A 14658-nucleotide genomic window follows, 5' to 3' on the forward strand; every position below is an offset into this window, starting at 1 on the left:
CTCGCGACGGGCGGGACTCGAACCGGCCCAGGCAGCACGCCACCTGCGACGAGAACGAGGCCGCGCCTGCGGCTGACAACATTGAAGCGATGGCGCATGACCCCCAACCGCGACAAACATGCCTCCGACTGCCGGATTCGAACCGGCTTGACCCATGTAGTCGGGGGCGCATTCGCGATCGACGATCCTGAACCCGTATTGGCCTCCTGCGCCCGGCCGGCCCCATTGCCGGCCGGGACTGTTCCCTGCCCTACACCTCGATCGAGGCGATCCTGTCCACCCAGCGCTGCGTGCCGGCGCCTTCGGCGGCGAAATTCGCGAGCAAGTCGAAGACCGCGTCGCTGAACCCGCCGACGTGCAGCACGTCCTCGCGCTCGAACGTCTGACTGGTCGCGACCGGCTGCAGGTCGATGCACACCAGCTTCGCCTGCGGGCAACGCGCCTTGATCTGCGCCCACTGGCGCATGGTCTCGGTCTCGCCCGCGAAGCGCGTGTCACGCCAGCTTTCGTTGTCGGACACCAGCACCAGCAGGTCGACCTGCGCGCGTTCGCGATTCAACCGTGCCAGCGGCGCACTGACCGCGGTACCGCCGCCACACAGTGCCGCGAGCCGCTGCGCCTGCGTCATCACGCTGTCGCGCGGATTCATGCGCACCTCGCGCACGTCGGTGTCGAACGGCATGACGCGCGCCTGCGGGCTGTTGCGCTGCACGCAGGCCGCGATCAGCGCCGCCACGTCGACGCAGCGCGTCGCGGTGGTCGCGCCCTTGCGGAAACCGGTGACCGGCGAGGCCATCGACCCCGACACGTCCACCGCCACCACCACGTCGCCCGACAGCGCCGGCACGTTGCGGGTCGCGATCTCCATCGCGTCCTGCAGCGCTTCGGCGATCGCGCGCGGCAGCCCGGCCGTCGCCTGGTACGCGGTCAGCAACTGGTACGGGAACACGCGCGCCTTGCGGATCGACGCTGCGTCCGTCAGCTTCGCCACCACCGCGTACAGCGCGGCCTGGTCCTCGAACACGCCGTTGCGCGCGAACGTGTTGAGGTTCTGGCGCAGGCTCTGCCACGACGCGCGCCGGGCCAGCGTCGCCCACTGCGCGCGGGTCAGCGGCAGCGAGGTGAAGTACTGGAACGGCAGGTCCGGCAGCTCCGCGGCCGACGGATCGCGCTTGAAGGCTTCGTAGCGGCGCAGCAAGTCCGGCAGCGCGGCCTCGGCGTACGGCTTGCCGAGGATCCACGCGTACAGCGCCTCGCGCTCGGCATCGGCCGGCTTCGGGTGGACCATCTTCACCACGTCCGCCAGCGACGGATCGTTGCCGATGGCCGCCTGCGCCAGCTGCGCGACGCTCGCCTGCGCCAGCCAGCCGCGGATCAAGCGCTTCGGCAGCGAGCCCAGCGACTTGCGGCCGACGCGACCGCTGCGCAGCACCTGCACCAGGTTGCGCAGCAGGCGGCCGTTGTCGATCACCTGCGGGAACGCCGCCTCGAACAGTGCGCGGTCGCGCACAGACAGCGTGGCCAGCAGCAGCGCCGGCATGTCCTTCATGAAGGCGGTGCGGCGGGCGTGGATCGCGGTGCGGGCGACGAAGCCCGGGTCGACCGCCGCGGCCAGCGCCAGCACGCGATCCAGCTGGGCCTCGGCGTTTGCGTAGAAGGTGCCGTTGAGGCAACCGGTCGCGGCGAACAGCGCCAGCGCCGCCCGCGGATCACGGACGTAGGCGAGGCCGCCGGCCTCGTTGCGGGCGGTGGCGGCCGGCAGACGCGGGCCGCGGGTGGAAGCGAAGAGGGAGGTGTTGGCCATGGTCGTTGCCTGTCGGGAATTCCCGGGGAATGCCCGATACAAGGCAATCCGCGTGCCAACTCCCGCCGCCACCACATATCCATCTGTTCCGAAAAGATTTTTTATTTTTTCGCGCCAGAACCAAGCGTCGCCGATCCGCGAATTTCATATATGATTAGATCGTTTTCTATCGGATCGGATCATGCGCAAACCGCTGGTGGTGTTCGGCATGCTCGGCACGCAGATCGACGCGGGCACGGGGCCGGCGCGCTGGGAGAAATGGCGGCCGACGGTGTCGCTGGGCCAGCACGAGGACTTCGTGGTCGACCGCCTGGAGTTGCTGGCCGACGAACGTCGCTACGGCTGGCTGGCGCAGCGGGTGCAGGAGGACTTCGCGCAGATCTCGCCGGAGACCACCTTCCGCCGGCACGACACCCATCTCGCCGACCCCTGGGACTTCGAAGGCGTCTACGCGACGCTGCACGACTTCGTGCGCGGCTACGACTTCCGCCCGGAGGACGAGGACTACCTCATCCACATCACCACCGGCACCCACGTCGCGCAGATCTGCTGGTTCCTGCTGGCGGAGAGCCGGCACTTCCCCGGCCGGCTGCTGCAGACCTCGCCGCCGCGCAAGCAGGGCAGCGGCGATCCGGGCAGCTTCACCGTGATCGATCTCGACCTCTCGCGCTACGACCGCATCGCCACGCGCTTCGCGCAGCAGCGGCAGGAGGATCGCGACCTGCTCAAGAGCGGCATCGCCACGCGCAACGCGGCGTTCAACCGCATGATCGAGCAGATCGAGACCGTGGCCACGCGCTCGAAGGCGCCGATGCTGCTGATGGGCCCCACCGGCGCCGGCAAGAGCCAGCTGGCGAAGCGCGTGTTCGAGCTGAAGAAGCTCAAGCACCAGCTGCCCGGACGCTTCGTCGAGGTGAACTGCGCCACCCTGCGCGGCGACGGCGCGATGAGCGCGCTGTTCGGCCACGTGAAGGGCGCGTACACCGGCGCCGGCACCGATCGCGCCGGCCTGCTGCGCTCGGCCGACAAGGGCCTGCTGTTCCTCGACGAGATCGGCGAGCTGGGGCTGGATGAACAGGCGCTGCTGCTGCGCGCGCTCGAGGAAAAGCGCTTCCCGCCGGTCGGTGGCGACCGCGACGTCGAAAGCGATTTCCAGTTGATCGCCGGCACCAACCGCGACCTGCAGGACGCGGTTGCGCGCGGCCGTTTCCGCGACGACCTGCTGGCACGGCTCAACCTGTGGACGTACCGGCTGCCCGGCCTCGCGGAGCGGCCGGAGGACATCGCGCCGAACCTCGAGTTCGAGCTGGAACGCTGGTCGCGCGAGCAGGGCCGGCGCGTCGCGTTCAACCGCGAGGCGCGCGAACGCTACCTGCGCTTCGCCGCGTCGACCGAAGCGGCGTGGGCCGGCAATTTCCGCGATCTCGGTGCCTCGGTGATGCGCATGGCGACGCTGGCCGACAGCGGGCGCATCGACGTCGCGCGCGTGGACGAGGAGATCGCACGTCTTCGCGCGCTGTGGCGCAGCCCGGCGCAGGCGTCGCCGCTCGACGCGCTGCTGGGCGACGGCGTCGATGCGCTCGATCGCTTCGATCGCGTGCAACTGGAAGAGGTCGTGCGCGTCTGCGCGCGGGCGAAGTCGCTGTCGGAGGCCGGGCGCCTGCTGTTCGCGGCCTCGCGCGCGAAGCGCAGCAGCACCAACGACGCCGACCGCCTGCGCAAGTACCTGGCGAAGTTCGGACTGGAGTGGGCGACGATCCGGGACGCGGCCGGCTGACACCGGCGCGCGCGGACACCGGCGCGATCAGGCGCGGCGCTGCTTTCCGTCGCCGGCGGAATCGCCGCCGTGGGCGAGGCGCAGCAGTTCGGGGACGTTGAGGATCTCGACCCGGCGGCCGGTGACGGCGATGACGCCGTCGTCCTGCAGGCGGCTGAAGCCGCGGCTGACGGTTTCCAGCGCGAGGCCGAGGAAGCGCGCGATGTCCTCGCGGCTCATCGGCAGCTGGAACTGGCGATCGGACTGGCCGACGTTGCGGTAGCGCTCGCCCAGACTGTGCAGGAACAGCGCGATGCGCTCGTTGGCCTGGCGACGGACGAGGATGCCGAGGTGGTCGTGGTCGCGGCCGACGCTCTGGCCGATGACGCGCAGCAGCTGCTGCTGCAGGCTGGGAATCTGCGCGGCGACGGTCGACAACTGATCGTACGGGATTTCGCAGACGTTGCCCGAAGTCAGCGCCACGCCTTCGCAGCGATGCTCGCCGCTTCCCAGCGCGTCGAGGCCGATCAGTTCGCCCGGCAGATGGAAGCCGAGCACCTGCTCCTCGCCGTCCTCGCTGATGCTGACCGACTTGAAGGCGCCGTCGCGGGTGACGAACACCGCGGCCAGCGGGTCGCCCAGGCGGAACAGGCGTTCGCCGCGGGCGATGGGCCGCCGGCGCTGGACGATCTGGTCCAGGCGCAGCATCTCGTCCGCGCCGATGCCGCCGGGCAGGCAGAGCTGGCGCACGGAGCAGTACGTGCAGCCGCGGCGCAGCTGGATCAGGTCAAGGACGGAGGAATCGCTCATTCGGCGGATAGTGTGCCATGCGCAGCGCCGCAAGCCGAACCCGACTTCGGTCCAACGGCGATCCGGGCCGTCGGCAGCGGTCCGCCGGGGCGTCCGGGTGCCGGCGGGCGTGAATCCTTTATACTGCCCCGGTTGCGCGCCGGGGACCGGTGCGCGGGCGCCTTCGCGCCAACCTCCCTTTCCGTTCCCACTTCCGTTCCCGCGGGTGAGTCGTGCGCAATTACGATCTGGACTTCCTGAAGCGCTTTTCCATGGTCATCGCCTTCCTGATGGCGTTGACGCTGGCCCTGATCCTGTTCGCCCGGCACCTCCAGAAGGAGATCCCGCAGGAAACCAATCCGGTCGAAGCCGCGCGCATCGAGGCCCGCATCGCCCCGGCGGGCGCGGTCTACGCCGGCGCCACCGGCGCGGCCGAGCAGGCCGCCGCCGCCGAGGCCGCGAAGGCCGCGGCCGCGTCGCAGGTGGCCTACGGCGGCACGACCGACGGCTCGGTGATCTTCGGCAACCTCTGCGCCGGCTGCCACAAGACCGGTGCCGGTGGCGCGCCGATGCTGACCGCCGACGGCTTCGGCGCCCGCGCCGCGAAGGGCAAGGACCTGCTGTACACCCACGCAATCGACGGCTTCCAGGGCACGGCCGGCGTGATGCCCGCCAAGGGCGGCAACCCGGCGCTGACCGACGAACAGGTCAAGGCCACGGTCGACTGGATGCTGGGTCAGGTCGGCAAGTCCTGATCCGCGACGCCGGTCGCTCGACTTCCGCAACGCCGCCTCCGGGCGGCGTTCGTCTTTCCGCTCCCCGACGGAGTGCCGCGATGACCCGTTCCCGCCTGTTCCCCGCCACCCTCCTCCCGCTGCTGGCCGCCGCCGCGCTGGCCCAGGCCGCGGACCCGACCCCGATCGGCCGGCTGTCCCGCGACGACGGCGGCGAAGCGACCATCGAGGGCGTGGTGACCGCCCGCACCGCCGACGGCGGGTTCGTGCAGGACCGCGGCGACGGCGACCCGGCGACGTCGGACGCGCTGCGGGTCCGGTTCGACGCGATGCCGGCGGTGGGCGAACGGGTCCGCGTGCAGGGCCGGCTCGCCGACGACGGCAAGTCGCTGCAGGCGAGCGAACTGACGCCACTGGGCCGCGGCTCGCTGCCGAAGGCGACGGTGCTGCGCCAGCCGCCCGCGGACTGGACGCCGTACGCCGGCATGCGGGTGAAGATCGCCACGCCGCTGACCGTCGCCGGCACCGATCGCCTGCCGAAATACGGCGAACTGACACTCAACTTCGGCGATCGCCTGCGCACGCCCAGCGACGCCGCGCGCCCCGGCGACGCCCTGCGCGCCGTCGCCGCGGACAACGCCCGCCGCACGCTGTGGCTGGACGACGGCAGCGATGCCGAACAGCCGCCGACGCCCGGTTTCCTGCCCGGGGCCGGCGTGCCGCGCGCCGGGACGCGCGTCCGCGGCGTGCAAGGCGTGGTCGACCTGCGCCACGGCATGCCGCTGTTGCTGCCGACCCGCACGCCGCGCTTCGACCGCGATGCCCGGCCGCGGGCGCCGCACGTGGCCGGCGACGTGCGCGTGGCCAGCTTCAATCTCGAGAACTTCTTCAACGGCGACGGCCACGGCGGCGGCTACCCGACGCCCCGAGGCGCCCGCACGGAAGCCGAACACCGCACCCAGCAGGCCCGCCTCGTCGCCACGATCCGCGGACTGGCGCCCGACATCGCCGCACTGATGGAGCTGGAGAACGACGGCTTCGGCCCGGACTCGGCGGTCGCGCAGCTGGTCGACGCGCTCAATGCCGCCGGCGACGGCGACTGGCGCTTCGTCTCCGCCGCCGACCCGGGCAGCGACCAGATCAGGATCGGCATGCTTTACCGCGCTTCGCGGGTGCAGCCGGTCGGCGACGCCGCGACGCTGATCGACGATCTCTTCGGCAGCCGCAGTCGCAGCCGGCCGCCGCTGGCGCAGAGCTTCCGCGCCGGCAACGGCCCGGTGTTCACGATCGTCGCCAACCACTTCAAGTCCAAGGGCTGCAGCGGCGCCACCGGCGCGGATGCCGACCAGCACGACGGCCAGAGCTGCTGGAACGCGGTCCGCACCGCTTCGGCGCGGCGGCTCGACGCCTGGCTGCGCACCGACCCCACGCATGCCGGCAGCGATCTGACGCTGATCGTCGGCGATCTCAACGCCTACACCCGCGAAGACCCGGTACAGGCACTGGTCGACGCCGGCTGGCGCGACGCCTTCGCCGGGCATCGCGAGACGCCCTACAGCTACGTCTACGCGGCGCAGACCGGCCGCCTCGACCACGCCCTGCTCAGCCCGTCGCTGGCCGCCCGGCTGGCCGGCGCGGCCGAATGGCACACCAACGCCGACGAACCCGACAGCCGCGGCTACCAGGAACGGCCGGACGACCGCGCGGTCTGGCGCAGTTCGGACCACGACCCGCTGGTCGTCGGCCTGCGCCTGCGGACGCCCTGAGCCACCCCGGTATCATCCGCGCATGGACTTCCCGGCCTTTCCCGCGACCGCGACCACGCTGACCCTGCCCGGCCCCGCCGGCGGGCTGGAGGTCGCGGTCGATCCGCCCGAGGCCGACGCCACGCCGCGGCCGCTGGTGGCGGTGCTCTGCCATCCGCTGCCGACCGAGGGCGGGACGATGCACAACAAGGTCGTGACCATGGCCGCGCGCGCGCTGCGCGAACTGGGCGCGACCACGGTGCGCTTCAACTTCCGCGGCACCGGCGCCTCGGAAGGCGCGTTCGACCACGGCGACGGCGAACGGGACGATCTGCGCGCCGTCGTCGCCTGGGTGCGCGCGACGCGCCCCGGGGACACGCTGTGGCTGGCCGGCTTCAGCTTCGGCGCCTACGTCAGCCTGCGCGCCGCGGCCGAGCTGCAACCGGCGCTGCTGCTCTCGATCGCGCCGCCGGCCGGACGCTGGGACTTCGCGAAGGTCGTCACCCCGACGATGCCGTGGAAGGTGATCCAGGGCGAAGAGGACGAGATCGTGGACCCGCAGGCGGTGTACGACTGGTTCGCGCGGGTCTCCGCGCAGCATCCCGACGCCGAACTGGTGCGGATGCCGGAGACCAGCCATTTCTTCCATCGCCGCCTGATCGACCTGCGCGGCGCGATCCGGCACCTGGTGCAGCCCTACCTGCCCGATCCGGCATGAGCGACGCAGGCCTGCCTTCCGCGCGCTACGCCGCAGGCGTGGCCCGCGGCGACTGGAGCGACGACCCGGCGCAGCACCCGGCGCTGCGCGAGCTCGATCGCCTGCATGCGGCGCTGGCGGCGCCGGTCGCGCGCAAGGGCCTGCTCGACCGCGTGTTCGGCAAGCCGCAGGTCACTGCGCCGCAGGGCCTGTACCTGTGGGGCGGCGTCGGCCGCGGCAAGACGTTCCTGATCGACCTGTTCTACGCCGGCCTGCCGATCGCGGAAAAGCGCCGCACGCATTTCCACCGTTTCATGCGCGACGTGCACGAGCGCCTGCGCGCGCACGCAGGCGAGCGCGACCCGCTGGCGATCATCGCCCGCGAATGGCGCGCGCAGTTGCGCGTGCTGGTGCTGGACGAATTCTTCGTCAGCGACATCGGCGACGCCATGCTGCTGGGACGCCTGCTCGAACGCCTGTTCGACGAAGGCGTGGCGCTGGTCACCAGTTCCAATGCCGCACCCGCCGACCTCTACAAGGACGGCCTGCAGCGCGCGCGCTTCCTGCCTGCGATCGCGCTGATCGAACGCCACTGCAACGTCGTGCACCTGATCAGCGACCACGACTACCGCCTGCGCGCGCTGGTGCGCTCGCCGGTGTACCGCGCGCCACTGGACGCCGAGTGCGACGCATGGCTGCACGAACGCTGGCATGCACTGCGCGGCGACGACGACCACCGCGACGCCGGCATCGTCGTCGACGGCCGCCGCATCGCGGTGCGCGCCCGCACGCAGGGCATGGCCTGGTTCGATTTCGCCGCGCTGTGCGAAGGCCCGCGCGGCAGCGCCGACTACATCGAGATCGCGACCGAATTCCACACCGTGCTGCTGGGCGGCATTCCGGTGTTCGACGCGCGCCGCGATGATGCAGCGCGGCGATTCGTCACGTTGATCGACGAGCTCTATGACCGCCACGTCAATCTGGTCTGCACCGCCGATGCCGCACCGATGGCGCTCTACCGCGGCGAACGGCTTGCATCCGCCTTCGAACGCACGGCATCGCGCCTGATCGAGATGCAGAGCGCGGACTATCTCGCGGCGGAACATCGCGGTTGACGCCATCGATCGCTGCTGCCATGCAGCAGCGGCCGCAATTGCGAATGCGTCGCAATGGTGCTAAAGCTGGTGGTGCTTCGCGCCTGGATCGTCATGGAACGACTGGATCCCCCTCGGGAAATCGAGCCCGTTCCGCGACTTGTCCCGCCGCGGGGCCGGCCCTTGCGCCGTCGCGCTCACCGCCGAAGGAATGCGGGTGCCGTCCAATCGACAACTTCACCAGTCCAAGGAGAGACGTCATGAAGAAGGTTTCCGTCGTCAAGGTGCAGAAGCTGAAGACCACCGCCGTCGCGCTCTACCCGATCTGGGAGTGCTGGCCCTGGTTCTGATCGATCGCATGCGATCGACGGTTCGGCGCATCGTGATGGCCGCGTCCGCGGTCCCTCCCGCGATGCCTTGAGCCGCGGGCCGGCGGTCTTCCGTCGGCCCGTCTTCCCCCGCTTCATTCGCGACCCGCAACGGCATCGACTGCGCGCGCCTTCGCTGCGCCGCGATCGATGCTTCATCGACGCACGCCATGTCCATCGCACCGCCCGTTGCCGACGCATCGCCCTGGTTCGTGATCCCGCTGTCGGTGCAGCGGGAAGGCGAGGTGTACTGCGTCGGCAATCGCGAGCTCGATGCGTTCTACCACTTCCCCGAGGAAGGCGTGCGCATCATCGCGCTGCTGCGCGAAGGCCTGTCCGCCGACGGCATCCGCGCGCGGCTCCAGGCCGACGGTTTCGACGACGTGGACGTCGATGATTTCATCGGCACGTTGCACGAAATCGGCTTCGTGCTTCCGGCCGCGGAACGCGAGCGCTTCGCGGCGACGATCGCCGCAACCGAGGCCGGCGACCGCCGCCTGCGGTTCTCGATCCCGACCGGCGTGGCGCGCGCGCTGTTCTCGTGGCCGACGTTCGCGCTGTATCTCGCCGTCCTCGGCGCCGCCGTCGCGTCGGCCATCGCCGATCCGCGCCTGCGCCTGGATTTCGGCGCGTTCTTCCTCGAAGACCATCTCACGCTGACACTGGTCGCGCTGCTCGGGCTGTATGCGGTCAGCGCGTCGTTCCACGAATTCGGGCACATGGCGGCCGCGGCGCGTTACGGCATCCGCTCGCGGCTGGGCGTGGGCCATCGCCTGTGGCAGATCGTGGCCGAGGCCGACCTCACCGGCATCCTGTCGCTGCCGCGCCGGCAGCGCTACCTGCCGCTGCTCGCGGGCATGATGACCGACCTGCTGAGCATCGCGCTGATCACGCTGGCGCTGCGCTGGCTGCTCGCCGGCGGCGAGGACGGCTTCCTCACCCACCTGCTGCGTGCGTGGATCCTGCAGATCGCGATCTCGATCACGTGGCAGTTCAACATCTTCCTGAAGACGGACGTGTACTACGTCCTGTGCAACCACTTCGGCCATCCCGATCTCGACGACGAAGCGCGCCGCTACCTGCGCGATCGCCTGCACCGTGCCAGCTTCGGCATCGTCGGACAGCGCGACGACGCGCTCGATCCGCGGCATCGCGGCGTGCTGCTCACATTCACCGCGATCTGGCTGCTGGGCCGCATCACCGCGCTCGCGTTCCTGCTGCTGGTGCTGATCCCCACGCTGCTGCGTTATGCCGAGCGCGCGTTCGACGCGTTCCGCGGCCCCGCGGGCGGACGCGCGGACGCCTGGGACGCCACCGCGTTCGCCGCCATTTCCATCGCGCTGTTCGCCGTCGGCATGACCATGTGGCTGCGGCGACGGAAACGCGTGACGCCCTTGCAGACTGGAGAATCGACATGACCGGAGACGTCGCCGGCGCCGATGCGCGCCCCCTGTTCCGCCTGCGCAACGTGCAGCCGCCGACGCCGCCGTTGCCGACTGCAGGCGCCATCGACCGGTTGTTCCATCTCGATGCCGACTTCCGCCGTGACGGTACCTGGAGCGGCGTGCGCGACCTGGTCGCGACGGCATACCTCGAACTGGCCGCGGCGGGCGAGGACGCGCTGATCGATCGCCACGCCTACGAACTGCACCGCGTGCTGCCCGAGCATCGCGACCGCATCATCGTTCGCCACGCCTGCCTCACCGATACCGCGCGCGGCTCCGAACGCACGCGCAATTTCCCGCTGGATCGCGCCTACCGGCTGCTGCACGGGCTGGTCGAACTGCTGCTGGCGTGGAAGCAGGCCTCGGCGCCGGGACGACGCTGGGTGGTGGCGGTGGAAGGTTTAGGTCACGTCCAGCATCTCGGCGCACGGTTCTTCGCCGAACTGGCGCGCCGCGGCACGGCGGCATCGATCGAGGTGCTGGTCGATGATCCGGCGCCGGTCGCGGGCATCGCCGGCGCGGGCTTCGTGCCGGCCGGCATCACGTTCGGCGACCTCGGCCTTGCGCCGCTGCCGCGCCGCATGCTCGACGACGCGGCGCGCGAGACGATCGAACGCCAGCTGCGCGACAACGACATCCTCGACTGGGAAGCGCAGTACCCGACGATGCTGGCGCACGCCATCGAGCGCGGCGACGCGCGCACGCGGGCGCACATCGCGCTGCGTGCGCTGTGCATCTGCAACCACTACGGCTACTACCACGAATCGGCGAGCTTCGCCGATGACGTGCTGCCGCACCTCGACGACATCGTGGGCGACGACGAGGACGCGCGCTGGAACTACCTCGGCAACATCTTCCAGGGGCTGGCGACGACCGGCGCGGAGATGCGCGCGCGCGAGATCGTGCTGACGCTGGGCGAACCGCGCCTGCACCGCGCCGTGCTGCGCGCGAAGATGCACTACCTGCTGTCGATGTCGTACCTGCGCTACACCGCGGCGCCGGACCTGCCGCGCGCCGAGCACCACATCCTGCAGGCCGCCGCCGACATCGAGGCGGCGCGGCCGGAGATCGGCCACGACGACTACAGCTTCCTGAAGGTCTTCATCGACAACGGCCTGGCGTTCCTGCGCGTGCGCCAGGGCCGGCAGGCGGAAGCGCTGGCGCTGTGCCAGGACGGCTATGCCTTCCTCACCGGCGAAGTCGGTGAGGAGAAGCACATGCTCCATCGCTCGGTGCTCCAGTACAACACCGCGCAGGTGCACGTGATGCTGGGCCGCCACGACGACGCGATGGCGCACTACCGCAAGTCGATCGAGATGGATCCGTACTATTCCGAGTACTACAACGAGGTCGGCAACATCCTCCAGCGCCAGGAGCGCTACGAGGAAGCGAACGCGATGTACGACCTGGCGATCGCCTACAGCGCGCCGTACCCGGAAGTGCACCACAACAAGGGTATCTGCCACAGCGCGCTGGGCGAGATCGACGCCGCGCTGGCCAGCTTCGACCGCAGCCTGGAGATGAACCCGTTGCAGCCGGAGCTGCACGCGATGCGTGCGGAGCTGCTCGAAGCCGAGGGCCGCAGCGACGAAGCGCTGGCGGACTACGACGCCGCGATCGCGCTGGCCCCGGACCTGGTGGCGGCGCGCGTGAACCGCGCGGTGCTGCACTACGAGGCCGGGCGTTTCGAGGCCGCGCTGGCGGACATGGACCGCGCGATCGCGCTGGAGCCGCAGCAGCCGGACCACTACCTCAACCGCGCCGAGATCCACAAGGCGATGGCGCAGCGCGATCTGTACCAGCGCGACCTCGCCGCGGCCGAGGCCTGCCGCGAAGCCGCCTGACGGCGGCTTCGCCGGCGACGTCCGCGGTGGTTACTTCGCCGCGGTGACGATGCGCGCGCCGTGCAGCTCCGGCACGCCATCGACGACGTCGGTCCACACCGCGTAGGCGGCGTCGGCGCCCAGCGCGAGGCGCGGGAAGCCGGTGCCACGGCCGGCGCCCTGCAGGTCGGCCAGCTTCGTGCGCTGCAATTCCTTCGAGAGATCCGGCGCATAGCGCGCCAGCCACAGCGACTGCTTGCCGGCGTCTTCGCGCATCCACAGCAACCAGACCTGACCGGCATCGACCGCGACGGCCACGCGGCCGATCACCGCCGCGCCGCGATCCACCGCCACCGGCGCCGCGAACTTCGCGCCACCGTCGACGCTGCGCGCGAGCTGCACCACGGGCGTGTCGCCCGGCGCCGTGTACCACGCAACCACCGCATCGTTCCCGCGCGCGGCCACCGACGGACCGTTGACCGGGCAGGCGGGCATCTTCCAGCCGTCGGCATGCACGCGCACCGGCGTCGACCACGCCTTGCCGTCGAAGCGGGTGGCGTACAGGTCGCGGATCTCGTCTTCGCTGCGATCGCGATAGACCAGCAGCGCACCGTCGGCGGTGGCCGCGGCATCCGTCTGGCAGCAGTCGCAGGTGCGGGCGTCGATCTCGGTCGCAGCGTTGGTGCGCAGGCCGCCGTCGAAGACCGCCGCGCGCAGCGTCATCGGGCCGGCGCCTTCTCCGTCATCCGCGGCGTGGTCGCCATGGTCGCCGGTGGCCTTCGCCGTGCCGCCGGTGCGGCGGCCATCCAGCCAGGCGACACCGAGCTGGTTCTCGCTCTGCGGCCAGAACGCGACGAAGCCGTGTTCGGTCTGCGTGCCGTCGTCATGGACGCGCAGCGGCGCGCTCCAGTTCATGCCGTGGTCCATCGACCGCACCAGCATCACGTCGTAGGCATACGGCGCCTCGGCGGACTTCTGCAGCCAGTGCGCCCACAGCGCGCGATCTTCGGTGACCGCGATGTGCGGCGTGTCGGCCCAGTTCACGAACATCGCATTGCCGATGGCGATCGTGCGCGGGCCTTCCCAGTGGCCGTCGATGAAGCGTTCGGCCATCTGGAACGCGGGACGGCGCCCGGTCTGCACGTTGAGCCAGCTCAGCAGCACGCGGTCGTCGGAAGTGACGATCAGGTCCGGCTGCGCCGACCCGGGCGGCGCGGGCAGCGGCCACGCCTCGATCGCGAGGTCACCGACGCGCAGGGGTTTCGGGGCTTCGGCCTCCTCGCCGCAACCGGCGACCAGGACGAGGGCGGACAGGGCGAGCGGACGGAGGAAGTTCTGCATTCTGATAGGGTACGCCTGTCGCGTTTGCCCGGCATCCCGCATGTACCGCACCGTCGCGAGCTATCTGGATCCGATCGAGGCCCACATCGTCTGCGGCCGGCTGCAGGCCGAAGGCATCGATGCCTTCGTCAGCGACGACCAGACCAACCTCGCGAACTGGGAATGGCGGCAGGCGATCGGCGGTACCCGCGTGCGGGTGGCCGAGGCCCAGTACGCGGAAGCGCAGGCCCTGATCGCGGCGCTCGACGACGGCGACTTCGCGCTCGAACCCGAAACACCGCCGACACCACCGTATCGCGAGAGCTGGTCGAGCCGGCTGGCCCTGCTGTTCGGTCTCGGCCTCGGCATCCCGCTGCCGTGGCGACGCGACCGGCGCGACGACGACGAGACACTCCAGGCCTGAAGCAGCCCGGCATGCGGTGGCCTTCCGCGTGCCGACGCGTGGCGCACGCACGGACGAATGCGAAGCCGCTCACGGATCGTCGACGCGATCGCGCGGATCCCCCGGGTTTCCGCGGCAATTTGACTGCGCTCAACTCGATCCTGCGCGGGAATGCTGTGATGGCGATGCCCGCACACGCCCCACACGGAGGTGGCATGAAAGTCCTGACCTGGAGCCCGGACCTGGACACCGGCGTCGCCGTCATCGATCAGCAGCATCGGCGCATCGTCGATCTGATCAATGCACTGAATGAAGCCTCGAAAAGCCATAGCCGCGATCTCGTCGGCGAGGCCATCGGCGAACTGATCGACTACACCATGTCGCACTTCGCGTTCGAGGAAGAACTGATGGACGAGGCCGGCTACCACTTCGGCACGGCGCATCGCCGCGTGCACGAGATGTTCACGCGCCGGGTGAACGAGTACAAGATGCGCTTCGACGCCGGCGAGGACGTGACCGACGAACTGCGCTCGATGCTGTCGCGCTGGCTGTTCAACCACATCCGCACCGACGACAAGGCGTACTCGGACACGGTCAAGCGCTACCTCGACCATTTCAGCCGCGCACACCAGGGCGGCGGCTGGATGCAGCGGACGTTGAACCGCCTGTTCGGCTGAGCC

Annotated in this window: 12 protein-coding genes; 9 read left to right on the forward strand and 3 right to left on the reverse strand. The window is 70.4% G+C overall.

Features of this window, described 5'->3' with window-relative positions:
- Nucleotides 1–250: 250 nt before the first annotated feature.
- Nucleotides 251–1804, reverse strand: a complete 1554-nt coding sequence (locus tag ACT53R_RS12740; RefSeq protein WP_476172259.1) for a TROVE domain-containing protein — start codon at nt 1802–1804, stop codon at nt 251–253.
- 181 nt (nt 1805–1985) lie between these two features.
- Here ACT53R_RS12740 and rtcR point away from each other — a divergent pair, with 181 nt between their 5' ends.
- A complete protein-coding gene (rtcR, locus tag ACT53R_RS12745; protein ID WP_476172260.1) occupies nt 1986–3581 on the forward strand; it encodes an RNA repair transcriptional activator RtcR in 1596 nt (531 codons plus the stop codon).
- Between the two features lie 27 nt (nt 3582–3608).
- Here the strand turns inward: rtcR and ACT53R_RS12750 are convergent, their stop codons facing one another.
- Nucleotides 3609–4370, reverse strand: coding sequence for a helix-turn-helix domain-containing protein (locus ACT53R_RS12750; RefSeq protein WP_476172261.1), 762 nt, complete (start codon nt 4368–4370; stop codon nt 3609–3611).
- Nucleotides 4371–4582: 212 nt separating this feature from the next.
- Between ACT53R_RS12750 and ACT53R_RS12755 the strand changes: the two genes are divergently transcribed.
- The 6 genes from ACT53R_RS12755 (at nt 4583) to ACT53R_RS12780 (ending at nt 12276) form a co-directional block, all read left to right on the forward strand.
- Nucleotides 4583–5104 carry a c-type cytochrome gene (locus ACT53R_RS12755; protein WP_476172262.1) on the forward strand — a complete coding sequence of 174 codons (522 nt, stop codon included), beginning with the start codon at nt 4583–4585 and terminating at the stop codon, nt 5102–5104.
- An 80-nt stretch (nt 5105–5184) separates the two neighbouring features.
- Nucleotides 5185–6849 carry an ExeM/NucH family extracellular endonuclease gene (locus ACT53R_RS12760; RefSeq protein ID WP_476172263.1) on the forward strand — a complete coding sequence of 555 codons (1665 nt, stop codon included), beginning with the start codon at nt 5185–5187 and terminating at the stop codon, nt 6847–6849.
- 22 nt (nt 6850–6871) lie between these two features.
- Nucleotides 6872–7546 carry an alpha/beta hydrolase gene (locus ACT53R_RS12765; RefSeq protein ID WP_476172264.1) on the forward strand — a complete coding sequence of 225 codons (675 nt, stop codon included), beginning with the start codon at nt 6872–6874 and terminating at the stop codon, nt 7544–7546.
- On the forward strand, nt 7543–8640 hold the full coding sequence (gene zapE / locus ACT53R_RS12770) for a cell division protein ZapE (RefSeq protein ID WP_476172265.1): 1098 nt from the start codon (nt 7543–7545) through the stop codon (nt 8638–8640). Before ACT53R_RS12765 ends, zapE begins: the two co-directional genes overlap by 4 nt.
- A gap of 517 nt (nt 8641–9157) precedes the next feature.
- Nucleotides 9158–10405: a zinc metalloprotease gene (locus tag ACT53R_RS12775; RefSeq protein WP_476172266.1), complete on the forward strand. Its 1248-nt coding sequence runs from the start codon at nt 9158–9160 to the stop codon at nt 10403–10405.
- Nucleotides 10402–12276: a tetratricopeptide repeat protein gene (locus ACT53R_RS12780; protein WP_476172267.1), complete on the forward strand. Its 1875-nt coding sequence runs from the start codon at nt 10402–10404 to the stop codon at nt 12274–12276. Before ACT53R_RS12775 ends, ACT53R_RS12780 begins: the two co-directional genes overlap by 4 nt.
- 30 nt (nt 12277–12306) lie before the next feature.
- Here ACT53R_RS12780 and ACT53R_RS12785 read toward each other — a convergent pair whose 3' ends face one another.
- Nucleotides 12307–13596, reverse strand: a complete 1290-nt coding sequence (locus tag ACT53R_RS12785; RefSeq protein ID WP_476172268.1) for a hypothetical protein — start codon at nt 13594–13596, stop codon at nt 12307–12309.
- A gap of 40 nt (nt 13597–13636) precedes the next feature.
- Here ACT53R_RS12785 and ACT53R_RS12790 point away from each other — a divergent pair, with 40 nt between their 5' ends.
- The gene (locus ACT53R_RS12790) at nt 13637–13999 is read left to right on the forward strand and encodes a putative signal transducing protein (RefSeq protein WP_476172269.1); all 363 of its coding nucleotides are present in this window, start codon (nt 13637–13639) and stop codon (nt 13997–13999) included.
- Between the two features lie 194 nt (nt 14000–14193).
- On the forward strand, nt 14194–14655 hold the full coding sequence (locus tag ACT53R_RS12795) for a bacteriohemerythrin (protein WP_476172270.1): 462 nt from the start codon (nt 14194–14196) through the stop codon (nt 14653–14655).
- Nucleotides 14656–14658 lie beyond the last annotated feature (3 nt).

This window comes from Lysobacter sp. DMC104, from assembly GCF_056313665.1.